Source organism: Candidatus Thiodiazotropha endoloripes (genome assembly GCF_001708965.1).
Taxonomy (GTDB): domain Bacteria; phylum Pseudomonadota; class Gammaproteobacteria; order Chromatiales; family Chromatiaceae; genus Thiodiazotropha; species Thiodiazotropha endoloripes.
Genome location: NZ_LVJW01000006.1, coordinates 953,900 through 970,209, shown reverse-complemented (window position 1 = coordinate 970,209; position 16,310 = coordinate 953,900). Strand labels below are relative to the sequence as shown.

The 16,310-nt window shown below is 50.3% G+C and carries 13 protein-coding genes; 5 read left to right on the top strand and 8 right to left on the bottom strand.

The window, feature by feature from the left end:
- Positions 1 to 65: 65 nt before the first annotated feature.
- Both A3193_RS15045 and A3193_RS20600 read right to left on the bottom strand, forming a co-directional pair.
- Positions 66 to 1,136, bottom strand: coding sequence for a GGDEF domain-containing protein (locus tag A3193_RS15045; RefSeq protein WP_069015196.1), 1,071 nt, complete (start codon positions 1,134 to 1,136; stop codon positions 66 to 68).
- A gap of 161 nt (positions 1,137 to 1,297) precedes the next feature.
- Positions 1,298 to 1,465 carry a hypothetical protein gene (locus A3193_RS20600; RefSeq protein ID WP_155523026.1) on the bottom strand — a complete coding sequence of 56 codons (168 nt, stop codon included), beginning with the start codon at positions 1,463 to 1,465 and terminating at the stop codon, positions 1,298 to 1,300.
- 575 nt (positions 1,466 to 2,040) lie between these two features.
- Here A3193_RS20600 and A3193_RS15040 point away from each other — a divergent pair.
- From A3193_RS15040 to A3193_RS15030, 3 genes are all read left to right on the top strand, one after another.
- Positions 2,041 to 2,898, top strand: a complete 858-nt coding sequence (locus A3193_RS15040; RefSeq protein WP_069004108.1) for an HDOD domain-containing protein — start codon at positions 2,041 to 2,043, stop codon at positions 2,896 to 2,898.
- Between the two features lie 79 nt (positions 2,899 to 2,977).
- Entirely contained in the window at positions 2,978 to 3,868 is an 891-nt protein-coding gene (locus A3193_RS15035) for an MBL fold metallo-hydrolase (RefSeq protein WP_069015195.1), read from the top strand.
- 356 nt (positions 3,869 to 4,224) lie between these two features.
- Positions 4,225 to 7,647, top strand: coding sequence for a bifunctional diguanylate cyclase/phosphodiesterase (locus A3193_RS15030; protein WP_141694560.1), 3,423 nt, complete (start codon positions 4,225 to 4,227; stop codon positions 7,645 to 7,647).
- A gap of 94 nt (positions 7,648 to 7,741) precedes the next feature.
- Here the strand turns inward: A3193_RS15030 and A3193_RS15025 are convergent, their stop codons facing one another.
- Complete coding sequence (locus tag A3193_RS15025) at positions 7,742 to 8,044, bottom strand: hypothetical protein (RefSeq protein ID WP_069015194.1); 303 nt, start codon at positions 8,042 to 8,044, stop codon at positions 7,742 to 7,744.
- A gap of 36 nt (positions 8,045 to 8,080) precedes the next feature.
- Complete coding sequence (locus A3193_RS15020) at positions 8,081 to 8,986, bottom strand: hypothetical protein (RefSeq protein ID WP_069015193.1); 906 nt, start codon at positions 8,984 to 8,986, stop codon at positions 8,081 to 8,083.
- 194 nt (positions 8,987 to 9,180) lie between these two features.
- Between A3193_RS15020 and A3193_RS15015 the strand changes: the two genes are divergently transcribed.
- Positions 9,181 to 9,930 carry a MipA/OmpV family protein gene (locus tag A3193_RS15015; protein WP_069015192.1) on the top strand — a complete coding sequence of 250 codons (750 nt, stop codon included), beginning with the start codon at positions 9,181 to 9,183 and terminating at the stop codon, positions 9,928 to 9,930.
- Between the two features lie 54 nt (positions 9,931 to 9,984).
- The gene (locus A3193_RS15010) at positions 9,985 to 10,851 is read left to right on the top strand and encodes a CPBP family intramembrane glutamic endopeptidase (RefSeq protein WP_069015191.1); all 867 of its coding nucleotides are present in this window, start codon (positions 9,985 to 9,987) and stop codon (positions 10,849 to 10,851) included.
- On the opposite strand, the gene A3193_RS15005 is transcribed toward A3193_RS15010, so the two are convergent.
- The 4 genes from A3193_RS15005 to A3193_RS14990 all read right to left on the bottom strand — a co-directional run bounded on the left by A3193_RS15005 (position 10,805) and on the right by A3193_RS14990 (position 15,768).
- Positions 10,805 to 11,827: a helix-turn-helix domain-containing protein gene (locus A3193_RS15005; RefSeq protein ID WP_069015190.1), complete on the bottom strand. Its 1,023-nt coding sequence runs from the start codon at positions 11,825 to 11,827 to the stop codon at positions 10,805 to 10,807. The two genes, A3193_RS15010 and A3193_RS15005, sit on opposite strands and share 47 nt — an antisense overlap.
- 2 nt (positions 11,828 to 11,829) lie before the next feature.
- The gene (locus tag A3193_RS15000; RefSeq protein ID WP_069015189.1) at positions 11,830 to 12,201 is read right to left on the bottom strand and encodes a PigN domain-containing protein; all 372 of its coding nucleotides are present in this window, start codon (positions 12,199 to 12,201) and stop codon (positions 11,830 to 11,832) included.
- A gap of 51 nt (positions 12,202 to 12,252) precedes the next feature.
- Entirely contained in the window at positions 12,253 to 12,891 is a 639-nt protein-coding gene (locus A3193_RS14995; protein ID WP_069015188.1) for a dioxygenase family protein, read from the bottom strand.
- A gap of 399 nt (positions 12,892 to 13,290) precedes the next feature.
- Positions 13,291 to 15,768, bottom strand: coding sequence for an EAL domain-containing protein (locus A3193_RS14990; protein ID WP_069003462.1), 2,478 nt, complete (start codon positions 15,766 to 15,768; stop codon positions 13,291 to 13,293).
- Between the last annotated feature and the right edge of the window lie 542 nt (positions 15,769 to 16,310).

Sequence of the window (16,310 nt, the reverse complement as noted above, 5' to 3'; positions counted from 1 at the left end):
ATGAAGGCGTATTGGATGATTTGTTTCAGAAGATTGTTCTGAGGGTTTTCAGTTTACCGTATCAACTAACCAGCGCCTGTTTTTGCCAGTTTCTTGGAGCGATACATCTCCTCGTCAGCCATTTGAAGCAGTTGCTCAGGGGTCATATAGTCATCCGGACCGGTCTGAGCATAGCCGATACTCAACTTGGGATTGTCTGGCTGTTGTTCCAGGGCTTCACTGAGTCTTTTTTCCCAGGCATTACTCGCTTCCTGTTTGATACAGTTCGGCATGATGATGCAAAACTCATCGCCACCGTAACGAAAACAGAAATCATCAGTCCGGCTACTGCTCTTCAGGCCTCTGCCGACTCTCTGGAGTATTTCGTCTCCTTGTCGATGGCCTTGTGTATCGTTGATGTTCTTGAAGTCATTGATGTCGACATAGGCGACGGTAAGCGGCTCATTTCGCCGTTGTGCGGCACGCAGTACCTGGGTCAATATTTCATCGAAATGCTGTCTGTTCAGCAGTCCGGTAAGAGGGTCGGTTCTTGATAGCAGTTCAAGTTGCTTGGTACGCTCTTTGACCTTCTCTTCAAGTGCACTGGCATATTGTTCGGATTTGTCTTTGGCGATTTCAATTTCAGAAATCAGGCTTCGTATATAGGTGTCAAATACCAGCGACACATCGAGCATCAATAATTTTTCCAGTGCTGTTATGACGGCACCCGGGTCATCTTCAGCTGGAACGCTATCTTTGATGTGAGTGATGAGCAGTTGTTTGAGGGTCAGAATGGCAGCCAGGTAGAGTTTGGGTTCCACGCCGATACGTTTGTGAACCATGCCGATTCGCAAGCGATTATTTACATATTCAATATCGTAATAGCCTGAAAACAGATCGGTGATGTAAGCCTTTTGTGCGTTATGCAGTCTACTCAATGTATCGGCATCACCAATCAGCAGGGCGATGTCGGGTACCTCGGTCTGGTACTTGTAAAAGGTTTCGACGATGGAGTTCAGGTCAGCCTCGATATAGGGCTTGGCTTTTTTAAGTCTCTCTGCATCTTTAGCAGAGATGGAGAACAGACTTTTGCGGCTGGTGATCTCAAAATCCGTAATCCTCATCTGTTGAATGAGCGATTTTTCTGTGTTTTTCATAGGCATCCCATTTGTATGAACACCATTCATCCTGCGCAATAAGTCAGAGTATGATGGGTCTGTTGTTGTGTTTATATAATATGCGCATATTCACCGCTTTGTAATGGAGGGAACCCCTATTTGGGTGATGGATTTAGTCTGGTGGTTCCCCTTGGTAAAAGTTATTTGCCCATCCGTTTTTGAATGGTCAATGTTTGAGCTGAATAGGCCAATGGTCCCTGCTTGTCTGGTTTGACGCCGGTTGGATACCCATCGAGAGAGATGGTGTAAATCGGGGTGATTTCGTTCTGTGGGGAATAGAGACGAATGTTCATATGGGAACTGGACACGTCCAACGGCTGTAATGATGGTTATCACTATGATGTGTATAGTGGCAAATAACCTTACATATTTTTAGGTTTAGGCAGTAGGTGCCTGTTAGGGCCTGTTAACACTAATCAAATACAGACCCTGCCCTTCGGGTTGCGCCTGAAAAAGCGCCACTCGGCGTTGCTTGTCACTCATTTGGAACAACCAAACTACGCTCCTCGCACCTTGATTGGCGCTTTTTCATGCACAACAGGGCGTATTGGATTAGTGTTAACAGGCCCTAAGTAAATCATTTGCGGGAGAGGGGGAGTATCCACAGCACGCTCAACACACACAATCCACATCAATAGGATTGATGAGTTAATGCGTCTTACTCTTTCAGTTGCATCAATCGCTTGATGATCACACTCTCCCTACAAGGGAGAGGGGCTATTACGTCAACAGGGCAAGATGTCTCTCTATACTATTCTATAGACCAGCGGGTTTATCTCTTATCCATTACCAGCCTTGGCTTGACGCCGATGGCAAAGGCGGTAGAGTTAAACTACAACCCACGGATTCAGATTAAGTCTCTTACATGGGGGATATCAGGCTTATGGCGATTGACGCGACAGAAGTACCCGACCTGGTCGAACAGATGCCTGCGTTTCCCCAGGGGGTGACCAAGGTGCTGGATCTGGCCTCCCGTCCCGATTGTGCCCCCAAAGCTTTGGTTCAGGTCATCGAGCACGATCCAGTGATGACCATGAAGGTGCTGAAACTGGTCAATTCCGCCTACTTTGGTCTGTCACGCCCGATCAACTCAATCAACCACGGTGTGGTTTATGTGGGGATCAACACCATCAAGAATCTGGCCCTGTCGATTGCCGCCATAGGCATGCTGCCCAAGAGTAACAAGGCAGGGTTGGATATGAATCAGTTTCTCGCCCATTCGCTGGGTGTGGCTTCGGTGGCCAAGTTGCTGGCGACACACCTGGGGGTTCCGGATAAGGATGCCACGGATTTCTTTGTGGCCGGATTGCTACACGATTTTGGTAAAGTCGTGCTGGCGCAGTTCAAATCCGATGAGTTCCGTCTCTGCCTGGATCAAGCGGCAGAGCAAGAACGTAGTTTGCATGAAGTAGAGCTGGAGAGCCAAGGGATAAGTCATGATGAGATTGGCGGACGCCTGGCTGAGGTATGGAAATTACCCCCAGCCTTGGCGCACGCCATTCATCATCACCATCACCCTGAGCATGGGGCTGAAGATCTCGGTGATGGTATGTGCGAGGCGGTATTTGCCGCCAACCAGATCGTTCGTACCCTGGGCTTCGGTGATGCCGGCAATCCAGTGATTGCGGAGTTTCCGCCCTTGGTGTCTGAGCGGTTTGGCAATGATCTATCGGGTCTGATGTCGGTATTGGGAGATCTCAGTGGAGAGATGGAAAAGGCCCGATTGTTCACACAGCTTTAATTGATGGATAGTGGTGCTTGCTTGGTATTAGGACGTGAGCAAGGCCTCTGTTTTGTATCAGTGGGAAAGGATAAGCAAAGTGCATTTTAAATTTTGGGGTGTGCGTGGGTCGATTCCGGCACCCGGACCCAAGACCGTTCATTATGGGGGCAATACCACCTGTATCGAGGTGCGTGGCGAGAATAACGAACTGCTGATTTTGGATGGTGGAACAGGTATTTTTCCTCTGGGTCAAAGTCTGATTCCCGAGTTTCCCCTCAAGGTCCATATCTTTATTACCCATACTCACTGGGATCATATTCAGGGCCTGCCGATGTTTTTACCTATTTTCGTACCGGGAAACGAGGTCACCATACATGGCGCTGCCGACCCCATTACCCAGCGGGATATCGGTGAGGTGTTGGCCAGACAGATGGAATATGCCTATTTTCCGGTACGTGAGGCCGAACTCAACGCCAGCATGAGCTATCTGAACATTCAAGAGGGTCAGAGCGTACAGGTCGGTGGGGTCAATGTACGTAGCATGTTGTTAAACCATCCGGTACTCAATTTCGGATATCGTCTGGAATGTGAGGGCAAGGTGTTTGTCTTTACCGGTGACCATGAGTGGCCGTATAACATCTATAACAAACAAGATCCGGACTACCCCGATTACCAGCAGATGGTGGATGAGCAACGGAGCAGGGTACTCGAATTTTTCAGTGATGCCGATGTTCTGGTGATCGATACGGCCTATACCGAAGCCGAGTATCCCAGTCGCAAAGGTTGGGGGCATGGCACCTTTGCCTCCAGTATTGAGGCTGCACGGGAGGCAGGGGTGAAGCGGGTATTCCTTACCCATCACGAACCAACCCGTAGTGATGCGGATCTGGAGGTGGCATTCGATGAAGCCAGACAGAGCCATGATGTGGGAAGGGAAGGGGATCCACATTTTGAATTAGCGCGAGAGGGGGTGATGGTAGAGATCTGAGAGATTTTCTCAGCTAACAGGAAATATCGTATCGATGTAAGACCAGACCAACAGATAGTTTCGCCTTCAGCACAGGGAGCGAAGAAAAAAGCCACAACAGCCCACCCCCCTCCTACAAGCTGTGGCCTCGGATCAACTGCGAGGTAGTCATAGACAAAACATTAACTCTTCTCAAGTCCGGGGTTTGGTCACCAGAGCCCTGAGGGCAGTGATGAGTTGCGGTAGTTAACCTGGATGCTCCTTTCCTGACTGCCGCCATCTAGCCTGTATACTTAAGAATAAGGGATTACATCAACTCTCAGATTGGTTTAGCTGGAATGATCTCTGGTATGATCGGTATCGAAGGGGTTAAGTGATTGATAAATCAAATAAATAAACTCTCTTTTTTTTGCTTTCTGGGTGTGCTCTTTTCAAGTCTGACAACGACTTTCGCTGATGCGGATCTCTCATCCGAGATGGCGAGCCCGGCTGCAGGTCTTCAGCTAACCTCAGCAGAAAGGAACTGGATTGACCGAAATCAAACAGTCAGATTCACGGGTGATCCCAACTGGTTACCTTATGAAGCCTTTGACGAGGATGGCAACTATATCGGGATGGTGGCCGATTACCTTCACGTCATCGAACGCGAGACTGGACTAAAGTTCGTCTCCCTTCCCGTTTCAAGCTGGACTGAATCCCTGGATAGCGCCGCGCAAGGTAAGGTTTCGGTTATTTCCGGCGATGCGGCTGATGCCATCCTCAATCAGCATTTCAATCCGGTTGAGACCTATAGCCGGAATCCGATCGTCATCATCATGGATTACCGGCAGAATTTTGTTGAAAGGCTTGAGGACATTGACGATCGCAATATCGCGATCATCAAGGATTACGGCTACACAGCGGATCTGTTCGAACGTTACCCGGATATAGGTTTTATTGAAGTGGAGAATATCCAGGAAGGCCTTGAAGGTGTCTCTCAGGGACGATTCGATGCCTTGCTTGCGACCATGGCCCTGGCCGGCTATCACATTGCTGAGATGGGGATGCATAACGTCAAGGTGGTGGGTAAGACGTCAGTTATCATGGATCTGACGCTGTTTGTCGATAAAGATAGTCCACTACTCTTTTCAATCATCAATAAGACACTCAAATCCATATCTCAAACTGAGAGGCAGGAGATCCAGCAGGCCTGGGTGCGTACAAAATATGTGGAGAAGACCGACTATGGCCTGGTCATACAGATATCTCTCGGCCTGGCGGTTCTAATTATGCTTGTGCTGGTGTGGAACAGGCAGTTACAACGTGAAATAGACCGGCGGCATGAGACAGAACAGTCCCTCAGGCGTAGTGAGAATCTGCTCAAGAATGTTATCGATCAATTACCCGACGTATTTGTACTTAAAGATGGTAAGGGGGACTTCCTGCTCTGTAACAAGGCTGTAGCGGACCTCTACGACACAAAACCGGAAGCGATGGTAGGTAAGTCGGATCATGATTTTGGTGTCCCGGCAGAGCTGGCCGAGAAAATGCGGGAGAATGTGTTAGACATCATGGCCAAGGGTGAAACAGAGATCGTCTACGAAGATAGCAGGGACGCTGTAACCGGTGAGATCCGTAATTACCGGTCGATCAAAAAGCCGCTGAAAGATCAGGATGGGGATAACCAGATACTTGTTATTGCTCAGGATATATCTGAAGTGGTCAGGGCCCGTAACCAGCTTGCCGAGAGCGAAGCAAAGTTTCGCAGGATATTTGAGTCTACCGACGCCATTGCCGTACAGGGCTATAACGAAGAGCGTAAAGTGATTTACTGGAACAAGGCCAGTGAGCAGCTCTATGGATACCCAGCTGAGCAGGCGTTGGGTCAACAGCTTGAAGAGTTGATTATCCCGGAACCAATGCGTACACAGGTTGTTAAAGAGACCCAGGCCTGGCTGCAAGGCGGCGAGGCTATCCCTTCAGCTGAATTAACTCTGCAAAGGGCTGACGGTTCGAAGGTTCCTGTCTTCTCCAGTCATGTTATGTTGCGTGGTAAGGATGGGTCACCGGAGATGTACTGTGTCGATGTGGACCTGACCCAGTTGAAAACAGCTCAGGCGCAGATTCATCTTCTGTCACAAGCCGTTGAGCAGAGCCCAGTGTCAGTGATGATTACGGATAAAAACGGCAAGATCGAGTACGTCAACACTACGTTACAGAAGATCAGCGGTTACAGTGCTGAAGAGCTGCGTGGACAAAAGCCCAGCATCCTTAAATCGAATCTGACGCCGAAGCTGCTCTACAATGAGCTCTGGGATGCCATTACGAGCGGACGGACTTGGCAGGGTGAGCTTCAGAATCGTAAGAAAAACGGTGAGATCTACTGGGAGCATGTTTATATCGCCCCGGTGACTGGTAGAGCTGGAGGTGATTTTCACTATCTCGCGATTAAAGAAGATATCACTCTACAGAAAAAGCAGGCTGAGAAGATCCTGCAGCAGGCCCATTTCGATGGCCTGACTTCACTGCCGAATCGATTTTTGAGTCTCGACAGGCTGGGGCAGTTGGTGAAAGAGGCTGACCGGAACGGCAGCCGGGTAGCTGTGCTTTTTATCGATCTGGATGACTTCAAGAAAGTTAATGACAGTCTTGGCCACGAGATGGGCGATACCCTTTTGATTCAGGCGGCAGAACGCCTTCAGCAATCCATTCGCCAGGGTGATACGGTCGGCAGGCTGGGAGGCGATGAGTTCATCATCATACTGGCCGGACTTGAAGATCCATTGGATGCCAACTCAGTGGTGAAGCATTTGATCGATGATTTCCGTCGACCATTCAGTATCGATAATAGGGAGCTACTATTGACCACCAGTGTCGGTATCGCTGTCTATCCTGATGATGGCAAGCAGCCTTCGGAACTGTTACGTAACGCCGATTCGGCCATGTATCACTCCAAAGCGTTGGGGCGGAACACCTATTCTTACTTTACCGACTCAATGAATCGAAACCTTTCACAGCGACTTCAGCTGGAGGAGCAACTTCATGGCGCTCTGGACCGCAAAGAGTTCAGCCTTGTCTATCAACCACAGGTCTCAATCAGTAATCGACAGGTGATTGGTGTGGAGGCGCTACTTCGCTGGAAGAACCCTAAGTTGGGTCAGGTGGGCCCAGAGGATTTCATTCCCGTTGCAGAGCAGACGGGTATGATTGTGCCTATTGGAGAGTTTGTAATCAGGGAGGCGCTAGCCAAGGCGGTCGAGTGGCGTCGCTTGGTCTCTGGGCCATTCACGGTTGCCATCAATTTGTCACCGCGACAATTCAGAGATCCGAATCTGGTGGCTTTTATACAGCAGGTAATCACTGATCTGAAAGTCGCTCCCGAAACCCTCGAATTGGAGATAACCGAAGGTGTCTTGATGAGTGGCCTCTCCTATGTGGATGAAGCGGTCACCGCAATCAGCAAATTGGGTATCAGTATCGCCATGGATGATTTCGGTACAGGCTACTCTTCCCTAAGTTACCTGCGCAGCTACCCATTCAATGTATTGAAAATCGATCGCAGCTTTATCAATGATATTACCGTCGATGTTACCGATCATGAGTTAGTCAATGCTGCGATCGCCATGGCGCATGGTTTGGGCCTGAAAGTTATTGCGGAAGGTGTCGAGACTGAAGAGCAGTTCGATATGTTGGCACATCAGCATTGCGACTTTGCCCAAGGCTACCTTTTCAGTAAACCAAAAAAACCGGAAGAGATTACCCGGTTCCTGAAGACACAACATGAAGATCTGGCGCATGAATCCCTTACCTCTCCTGTTTGAGCGGAAGGGCTGGAATTACAGATAATCAAACTGATTGAAGGGTTAAGATCAGAGTGATATTAACCTAGGGCCTGTCCGGGCCAACTACTAGGACTCAGTTACTGCTTGGTAGGGAAAGCGTAAAGATAGCCCCGGCTTCTACCTGAACATACCAGTCATCAGGAAGTTGCTTATCCAAGGAGAGTGCATCAATCAAAGGGACAAATCCCGGATCCACCTCTGTTACATAAACCGGACCATCCGGAGTATCGAAAATAATTGAAAGCTCATCAAACAGTGTCGGTGTTGCACGGCTGATGGTGGCCTTGCTCAGGCTTTGCCACTGATACTCTCTGGCTGGAGTGGTGTGTTGATTGATCAGTGATTCTCTGACTCTATCTATTTTTACCAGTTCCATACTCGCTTACTCTACCAGGAATCACTGTTTGAGGTTCTAAAACCAGCTTTTAGCCCAGCCTATGGCTGCATCCACAGCCTTTTCGCCGGCAATGCCTCCCACGATCCCACCTATGACAGCACCAGCGCCAATGGTGATAGGATTGGCCCCCAGGGCACCCAACTTAGCACCGACCAGTGACCCGGCCGCGATACCCCCAAGTGCGCCCCCGGCAACCCGGGCAGCCTCTTCGGTCTTGTTGTCGGCTGTGGCAATGCGGGCTGCACCGAGGGCGACGCCGGCCACGGCAAAATCTCTACCGATGTTGCCCAGTCTGCCAGCCAGCTGGTTGGCTCCAATGTTGGTTTTGTTGGCAGAGGCTACTGATCCGGGCTTTGGCCCTAGTCCAGGTCGTGTGGCTTCGATCACAGTGCGCGTGGCAGGCGGTGTTGCTGCTCGTGCTGTGGCTTTGGCTGCGGTTCGGCCCTGCACATCTTTAGGGTCCATCTGGGATACGGCTGCATTGTATCCGTTGCGAGCACGTTCGGCGCCAATGCCTTCTCTCGCAGCCAAGGCTGAGAGACCCTGCAGGCCGGCTTCGGCTTGATCAGTCAGTCCACTGTTGTCGTTTGGTGCTGGAGCTTGACCGGCCAACTGAGTTGCTGGCGTTGGTGCGGTGCTTAACTGCTCTGCCGTTGTGGGAGCGCTACTGAGCAGATCTGCAGTGGTTGCTGACTGGCTAAGAGTATCTGCAGTCGTTGGGCTGTTTGCCAGATTGGAGCCTGTGGAGCTGTGGCAGGAGGTCTTGGAATCTTCCAAAGAGTTTCCGATACCGGAAATACCGGAATTCAATCCGCCGATACTCTCTGATGTGCTGCTGTCAGATCCCCCGCCCATGCCACTATCACCACCAATACCGGAACCGCCAGAAGATCCGCCAACACCACCTGCTGAATCTGACATGATCGGGTCTCCACAAAACGATCTTAAGGACCTCCATCCTAGCTGTTAATCCATATGGTGGTGTATTGGAGATATCCCTAGCTAGGGTTATTCCCAGCGTGCCAGTTTTTTTCATCTGTTCGGGTTTTTACAATTTTTATCCTGAGTGGGGATTTATGCTTTTTCCATCATCGGAGTATTGAAGGAGAAAAGCCATGTTACAAAATCCGAAAAAACACCTGGCCCTGATGGGGCTGTTCTCTCTGTCCATGAGTGTTTCCCTTGCTGCAGAGCAGCGAGTGGAATTCGGCGTGGTGGCCTCGGCCAATAGCAGTTTTTATGAGGATGTCGGCCAGGATTACTATCTGCTGCCGCTTCTGCTGGTCGATTATGACCGTTTCTATCTGCAGGGAATCGATGCCGGTTATCGCTTCTTTGAGGGGGAGACTCAGAGTCTGGCATTGGAGGTTCGCCGTACCTTCGATGGTTATGAGAGCGACGACAGTGATGCGCTGAAGGGCATGCGGGACAGGGATCAGGCCTGGGAGGCTGGTCTGGTCTATGAGGTGAGTCTGCTGGGCGGACAGACCAAGGCCAAGCTGATGCATGATATTTCCGATACGCATAACGGATTCACTGGTCGGCTTGAGTATGAGCGCTCGTTACTGACCAGTTCGACCTACATGGTCAACTGGTTTGGTGGAGCGGAATACTGGAGCCGAAAGAAGACCGACTACTACTTTGGCGTGACTGCGGATGAGGCGACTTCGGTGCGTCCAGTCTACACGGCGGATGAGAGTTACAACCTGTTTGCCGGTGTCAACGCTGTGAAGCGTTTCAATGACCGATACTCGTTGATTGCCAGTGCTGAATACCAATGGATGACGGATGAGATCAATGACAGTCCGTTAACCACCAGGCAGGATCAGTGGACTCTCTACGCTGGCATCTTTTATGAGTTTTAACCCGGCTTCGCATGTTTTTCTGGCGACCCGATTTTTGATAGAGAGGATGTGGCAATGAGTGAAAGATTTAACTATCAAGCGAAAAAATATTTTCTGACGGTGTTTGCAGGTACAGGAGTCTTCTGGAGTGTGGGCGGTGTCATGAGCTTCCAAGCTGAATGGATGGATTACTATATGCTGCCCATGCTGCTTGGATTGATGGTGCCGGCGATGGTTGCTGTTGTGTTGATATGGCGGCAGCCGGAGGATGCGTTGCGTAGGGATTTCAAATGTCGTCTGTTCAGTCTCAGACTGATCAGGCCCGGGGTATTTCTTCTTTCCCTGATATTGATGCCGCTCTCTGTGCTGTTGTCGATTGTGGTCTCGCTGGGTGTTGGTGGCTCTGTCGATCAGTTTCAGGTCTCGGAGGCGTTTTCGTTCAGCAGTGGTTTTGTGCCGGTATTGTTGTTGCTGTTTCTGGCCGCCCTGTTTGAGGAGTTGGGATGGCGGGGTTATGGATTTGAGAGTCTTGAGAAAGGGCGAAGCTTTCTTTCAGCTTCACTGCTGTTCGGACTGCTTTGGTCTGCCTGGCATCTGCCGCTGTTGTGGGTGAATGAATCGTATCAATATGAGATCTACCAGATTAGCCCATGGTATGCGGTTAATTTCTATGTTAGTACCGCAGTATTGGGTGTGATCATCAGCTGGGTCTGTCATATCAATCAGCGCAGTATCCTGGTGGCGATTCTGTTTCACTTTGTTGTCAATCTATCTCAGGAGATGCTGAGTATGACGCAACAGACAAAGAGTATTCAGACGATTGTGCTGATTGTCTTTGCTCTGGTGATTATCCGTAATCAATGGCCCCTGTTCATGCGCAAGAGAGAACCGGAAATCACCAGTACCAGAGATATTGGCTCTGTTGGTCAAAATTTGTTTTGAGGTATTGGCCGGGTGTCATGCCGGTGTAGCGTTTGAAATCCTTGATGAAATGAGCCTGATCAAAATAACCGCTGTGATAGGCCAGTTCAGTCAGATTGATGGACTCTCCTTTCGATAAGGTATACCAAAGTTGTTGATGGGTTTGCTGGAATCTCAGGTTGCTCTGGATCTGTTTGAAAGACATGCCATAGACTTCTGCGTAGCGTTTTTGCAGCCAGCGTTCACTCTTTTGATAATATTGCGCCTGTTCGGAAAGGCTCTGTTGCAGGCTTGGAAGGGGTGGCGTAAAACCCTTGGCAGTAGTGGTCAGATGACTGTTGCTGTCTGATGGTGAGATGCTGTTGATCTCGAGGCGTTGGTTGTTGATCTGTTGCCACAGATGTTGAAGGAAGTAGCGTTCAACTATCGCGATCAACGCCTGGCCGGTATCAGCGGCTTCCATCTCCTCCAACATCAGGCTGCTGGTGGTTTGACCTAAAAGATCGGCCAGTTGCAGGTCTTCTTGGTCGAACTCTCTAGGAGCATATTGAAAGAGTTCGTAGAAGGTTATCGGATAGAGGTCCACTTTAAGGTTCTTGATCGGCCTGGATTGTTTCTTACTGGCGAGTTGATAGATATCGAACCATTGCCCCAGACCCAGTTTGATGTAGGTGCGTTTAGCAATTTCGTAGCCTGCTTCTGATTTTGTAGTGGCTGAGGCTGGTCTTTTTAGCTGGGCAAAACCGTGTCCCTGTCCACGTATTTCACTCAGTCCACCAGAAAACTCGAAGTAGAGTTGGGTCATTACAGTGGGATAGGCACGAGTGATCAGTTTGGCTTCCTGCTCGTGCAGAGAGCCTATGGAGTAGGTGTAACTGGCTATGTACCGGTCTAACAGGGGGTGTGACGGTTTGGCTGATCCGTAATCGACCCAGGAGCGATGTTGATTCTCTTCGGCAAGTAGCTTCAGACGATCAGTGTCGGTGCTGCTAGGCATGGTTACACAAAGGCATGGATCAGAAATAGGCCAAATGCAGTGGCTATCAGGCCACCAACCCGGCCATAACTCTTTGCAATGGATAGTGCCCAGGCCATCAATCTGTGGAATCCTTTTCGACCGACTACGGTTAACACAACGGCGGCAACAATCGACAGCCAGCCGAGGATTTCAATGATCAAGGGATACTTCGATTGTGCTGCCTGGCTGATCAGAACTATTCCCAGGATCAGTCTGACAGTGACAGCCAGGATGTGAAGCCACGGCTTATCCTGATTGTTCTTTAGGTAATCTAAAATGATTTCCGGGCTGATCAGGATAATAAGACCTGCAATCAGTATCAGAGCTCCGAATATGATTATTAAAGATATCATCGTACAATCGTTTCAGCTTGGTATTGGTTGTGGAATATATGTTAACAGGCTCTAGGCAAATCCATCCATCAGCACAAAATCAAAGTTTGCCATCAGTTCTACTATGCCAATGTCAGTCGGGCGAAAATCAGCCAGCACCATCGGCCTGAGTATGCTGGGAATCCGTTGAAACAGAAAATCCTCACTGTTTTGCGCTTCTCCCGCCACATATATCTGAGTGACAAAGGGTCTCATGCCGTCACGGAAAACGGCAGCATGGATGTGAGGAGTACGGCCTGGGTAGGGTACTGGCCGGATGGTGCGAAAGCGGTAGCGCCCCTGATCGTCAGTTATGTTTCTGCCAAATCCCTGAAAGTTTCGGTCCATGGGTGTTGAGTGATCATCTTCACTGTGCCGGTAGCGGCCATTGAAGTCACACTGCCAGATTTCAACGATAACGCCGCTCAGGGGATTGCCGTTGATATCGATTACCTTGCCGTATATCTCGGCAATGTTGCCTTTGGCAATACCCTTCATGCCGGAGATTTGTGTCAGGTCATTATCATCGTCCAGCATGGGAAGGTCGGGGTAAAATGGACCGGCTGACTGGCGAGGGGTTAATAGCTGTTTGGCGTAGCAGGGTAGGCTAAGCAGGCCGGCACTACCGCCCAGTATCAGGTTGCGTCGGCGATTATTGATAAGCTCTGACATGGTTGATTCTCAAGTGCTTATTTAAAAGATGTTGGACAGCATGAAGCTCCAATAGTCACAATCATAGTGTAGAGAATAAAAACTAAGTTTTTAGATTAGTGTTAACAGGCCCTAGTTAGGTTGTGGATATTGCTTTTGTCAAAGAGTCCTTATAAGGATGCATATGGTTGCGAATTCTCATATGCGCTAATGATTTATATATCAAAGTGTTGCTGGTTAGTGTTGAACTGTTAGCCTGATTTGTGAAGCCAGGTACGTGAGTTTCTTACCCATATTTTTACAGTCGTATTTCTAGCGCTGCACTGGGTGGTGTCGGATCGGAATCCGGATGAAGAGGTGGTTTCTGTTGACGATGCTGAATCCGGTAGATGAGACAAGCAAAGCCTTTTGGCTGGCTGTTTAACTGCCGTAGTTGGAGAAGTGGTGGTGAAAGGTTCTGCTGCCTTCCATCAGCATCTGTTCGAACACCTCGCCGGGAACCGGCGGGCTGTAGAGATATCCCTGGCCCTCCTGACAACCCATCTTCTGCAGCAGGGATTGCTGTGCCATCGTCTCGATGCCCTCGGCGGTTATCCTTAATCCAAGGTTTTTGCCGAGAGAAATAATCGCCTGTGTAATTGCAACCGCATCGCTGTCGTGAGGCATGTCGCGGATGAAGGAGCGGTCGATCTTGAGCTTGTCGATCGGCAGCTGCTTGAGATAGGAGAGGGAGGAGTAGCCGGTGCCGAAATCGTCGATGGCGATCGATACCCCGAGCTTTTTGAAAACGTCCAGCACTGGTACGGAGTTCTTCATCTGCCCCATGAAGATTCCCTCGGTGACCTCAAATTGCAGCATATCCGGCGGACAGCCCGACTCGGCAATGATCTGCTCGAATCGCAGGATCAGATCGGTCTGCATGATCTGTCGGACTGACAGATTGATTGCCATGCGCCCCTGGAAAATACCCTGTTTATAAAGGTAACGGGTCTGCTGGCAGGCCTCGTTCAAAACCCAGTTGCCGATCTCATGGATCAGGCCCGACTCCTCGGCCAGGGGGATGAAGCGGGCCGGAGGAATGATCCCCAAGCGAGGATGGTGCCAGCGCAGCAGCGCTTCGGCGCCGGTCATCTCGCCATTTTTCAGTGAGATCTGCGGCTGATAGTAGAGCAGCAGCTGATCCTCTTTGAGGGCGCTGCGAAGCTCGGTCTCCAAAAGCAGTCGCTCGAAAGCGCTGCGGGTCAGTTCAGAGGTGTAGTATCGGTAGTTGTTGCGCCCCTGCTCTTTGGCCTGATACATCGCGGCATCGGCGTTCTTGGTCAGGTCGGCCACATCCCTGCCATCTTCAGGAAAGATGCTGATGCCGATGCTGGCAGTGACATGCAGTTCGCGACCGGCGATCTTGAACGGGGCCTTGAACTTGTCCTGGATCTTGGCAGCGACCACGGCTGCCTGGCTGGGATCTTCCAGATTCTCCACCAGTACCGTGAATTCGTCGCCACCCAGTCGGGCCGCAGTATCATCGTCCCGTAAGATGTTCTGCAGTCGTTTGGCGACCTCTTTGAGCAGTTCGTCACCCATCGCATGGCCGAGACTGTCATTGATGTTCTTGAATCGATCCAGATCCAGAAACAGTACCGCAAGCTGTCTCTTCTGACGTTTGGCCTGTGCCAGGGCGTGCTCCAGTCTGTCCTCGAACAGCAGCCGGTTTGGCAGATTGGTCAATGAGTCGTGATGAGCCAGATGTTCGAGCTGACTCTGGGTCTGCTTCAGACTGGTGATGTCGGAGAAGACCATCACATAGTGGAGTGCCTCTCCACGCTGGTCTCGAACGCAACTGATGGTCATCCATACCGGATATATCTCACCGTTCTTGCGCTGGTTCCACAGTTCGCCGCGCCAGGAGCCGGTGGATCTGACGTGATCCCAGAGTTCACTGAGAAATTCCGGGCTGTGTTTGGCTGAAATCAACAGTCTTGGATGGTTGCGGATGATCTCCGGTTGGGTATAGCCGGTGATCTCTGAGAATGCGGGATTGGCCGATTCAATGGTTCCATCGATATTGGTGATCAGCACCGCTTCCATGGTGTGTTCGATGATTTGTGCCGCCTGCTGCAGCTTGGCGTCCGACTCCTTGCGGTTGGTGATATCGGTAAATACCAACTGTATGGCCGGAGCTCCTTCATATTCAACCGGACTGATGAACACCTCAGTCTGTATGGTGTTCCCATCTGCACGTTTTAGGGTGGTTTGCAGTGGTTGATCGTCCTGCTCTGTACTGGTTTTAGCGGACCGTGAAGTCAGCAATGCGGCGGGGGCATCGATGAACAGCTCATCAGCCGGTCTATTGATCAGAGGTTGATCAAGTGAGGCCGACAGTGCCTGGCTGGCCGCTTCGTTTAGAAATACGATCCGCTCATTCTGCAGCAAGAGTATGGGGGTCGGGGAGTGGTCCACCAGTTGGCGGTAACGGTTCTCACTGCGACGCAGGGCCTGTTTGGTCTTTTCCGCCTCGCGACGTACCGCGGCCTCTTTCAGTTCCCGTACAACTGCGGGTACCAGACGGGTCAGATTGTTGAGGTTGATATAGTCATTGGCACCCGCTTTGAGCAGCGAGGCAACCTTCTCCTCACCAATACTGTCAGAGACCAGAATCAGCGGGATATCCAGTTGTTTTTCGCTCAGAAGTTTCAGCGCATCTTCAGGATTGAATCCGGGGTTATCGGTGTTGGAGAGAATAAGATCCCAATCGCTCTGTTCCAATGCCTGTGTCAGCGCCTCACGGGTTTCGATGCGACGGGTCAGAACATTGAGATCCTTGCGACGCAGGGCCTGGCATATAAATCCATATATGCGTTCGGATCCTTCAATGATGAGGATCCGGAGTTGTCCTGGCATTGACGTTCCCTGATACATTGCTTCAAATAAATCTACGGCTACTCTCAAGTCGGCCTCTACCGGTATGCTGAAATCAAAAGCACGACCGGAGAAGAGTTGTAACCCCCGTTCCCTGGCTAAGCCCCGTCCTCGAGTCTACTGCCGGGTAACTCGCTGGACAGAGCTTAATACTACCATGTTTGGATCTTAAGGCTTCCATTGCCTTAGGGTTATGCTGTGAGTATAAACGTATTGATTCTTCAATGTAGTGAAATAGGGATGAGATTTGGGATATGGGTCGGTGTATGGTAGGGATTTGCCGACAAATTAACAATTTCAGGACTTTAAGGGAGATCTGATCAAGCCCTGAGATGGTTGATCTGTGCTACCCGGGTCGGTTTCATGCTGCTTTAAGCAACTAAACCTCGGCGCCAACAAGGTAATTTTTAACTTTGCAGGATATCCGGGGTTAATCCTTGTCGCCAGTTGTTCAAATTCTGGTGGCTTCTGAGAGCTCGCTGAAGGTTGTAATCCTGAAAACTGAAGCCCCCGGGTTCGAACAG

Bases quoted from the DNA above. Each gene is read 5' to 3' on its own strand.
- A3193_RS15045 (WP_069015196.1), bottom strand. From the start codon at position 1,136: ATGAAAAACACAGAAAAATCGCTCATTCAACAGATGAGGATTACGGAT.
- A3193_RS15040 (WP_069004108.1), top strand. From the start codon at position 2,041: ATGGCGATTGACGCGACAGAAGTACCCGACCTGGTCGAACAGATGCCT.
- A3193_RS15025 (WP_069015194.1), bottom strand. From the start codon at position 8,044: ATGGAACTGGTAAAAATAGATAGAGTCAGAGAATCACTGATCAATCAA.
- A3193_RS15020 (WP_069015193.1), bottom strand. From the start codon at position 8,986: ATGTCAGATTCAGCAGGTGGTGTTGGCGGATCTTCTGGCGGTTCCGGT.
- A3193_RS15015 (WP_069015192.1), top strand. From the start codon at position 9,181: ATGTTACAAAATCCGAAAAAACACCTGGCCCTGATGGGGCTGTTCTCT.
- A3193_RS15010 (WP_069015191.1), top strand. From the start codon at position 9,985: ATGAGTGAAAGATTTAACTATCAAGCGAAAAAATATTTTCTGACGGTG.
- A3193_RS15005 (WP_069015190.1), bottom strand. From the start codon at position 11,827: ATGCCTAGCAGCACCGACACTGATCGTCTGAAGCTACTTGCCGAAGAG.
- A3193_RS15000 (WP_069015189.1), bottom strand. From the start codon at position 12,201: ATGATATCTTTAATAATCATATTCGGAGCTCTGATACTGATTGCAGGT.
- A3193_RS14995 (WP_069015188.1), bottom strand. From the start codon at position 12,891: ATGTCAGAGCTTATCAATAATCGCCGACGCAACCTGATACTGGGCGGT.
- A3193_RS14990 (WP_069003462.1), bottom strand. From the start codon at position 15,768: ATGCCAGGACAACTCCGGATCCTCATCATTGAAGGATCCGAACGCATA.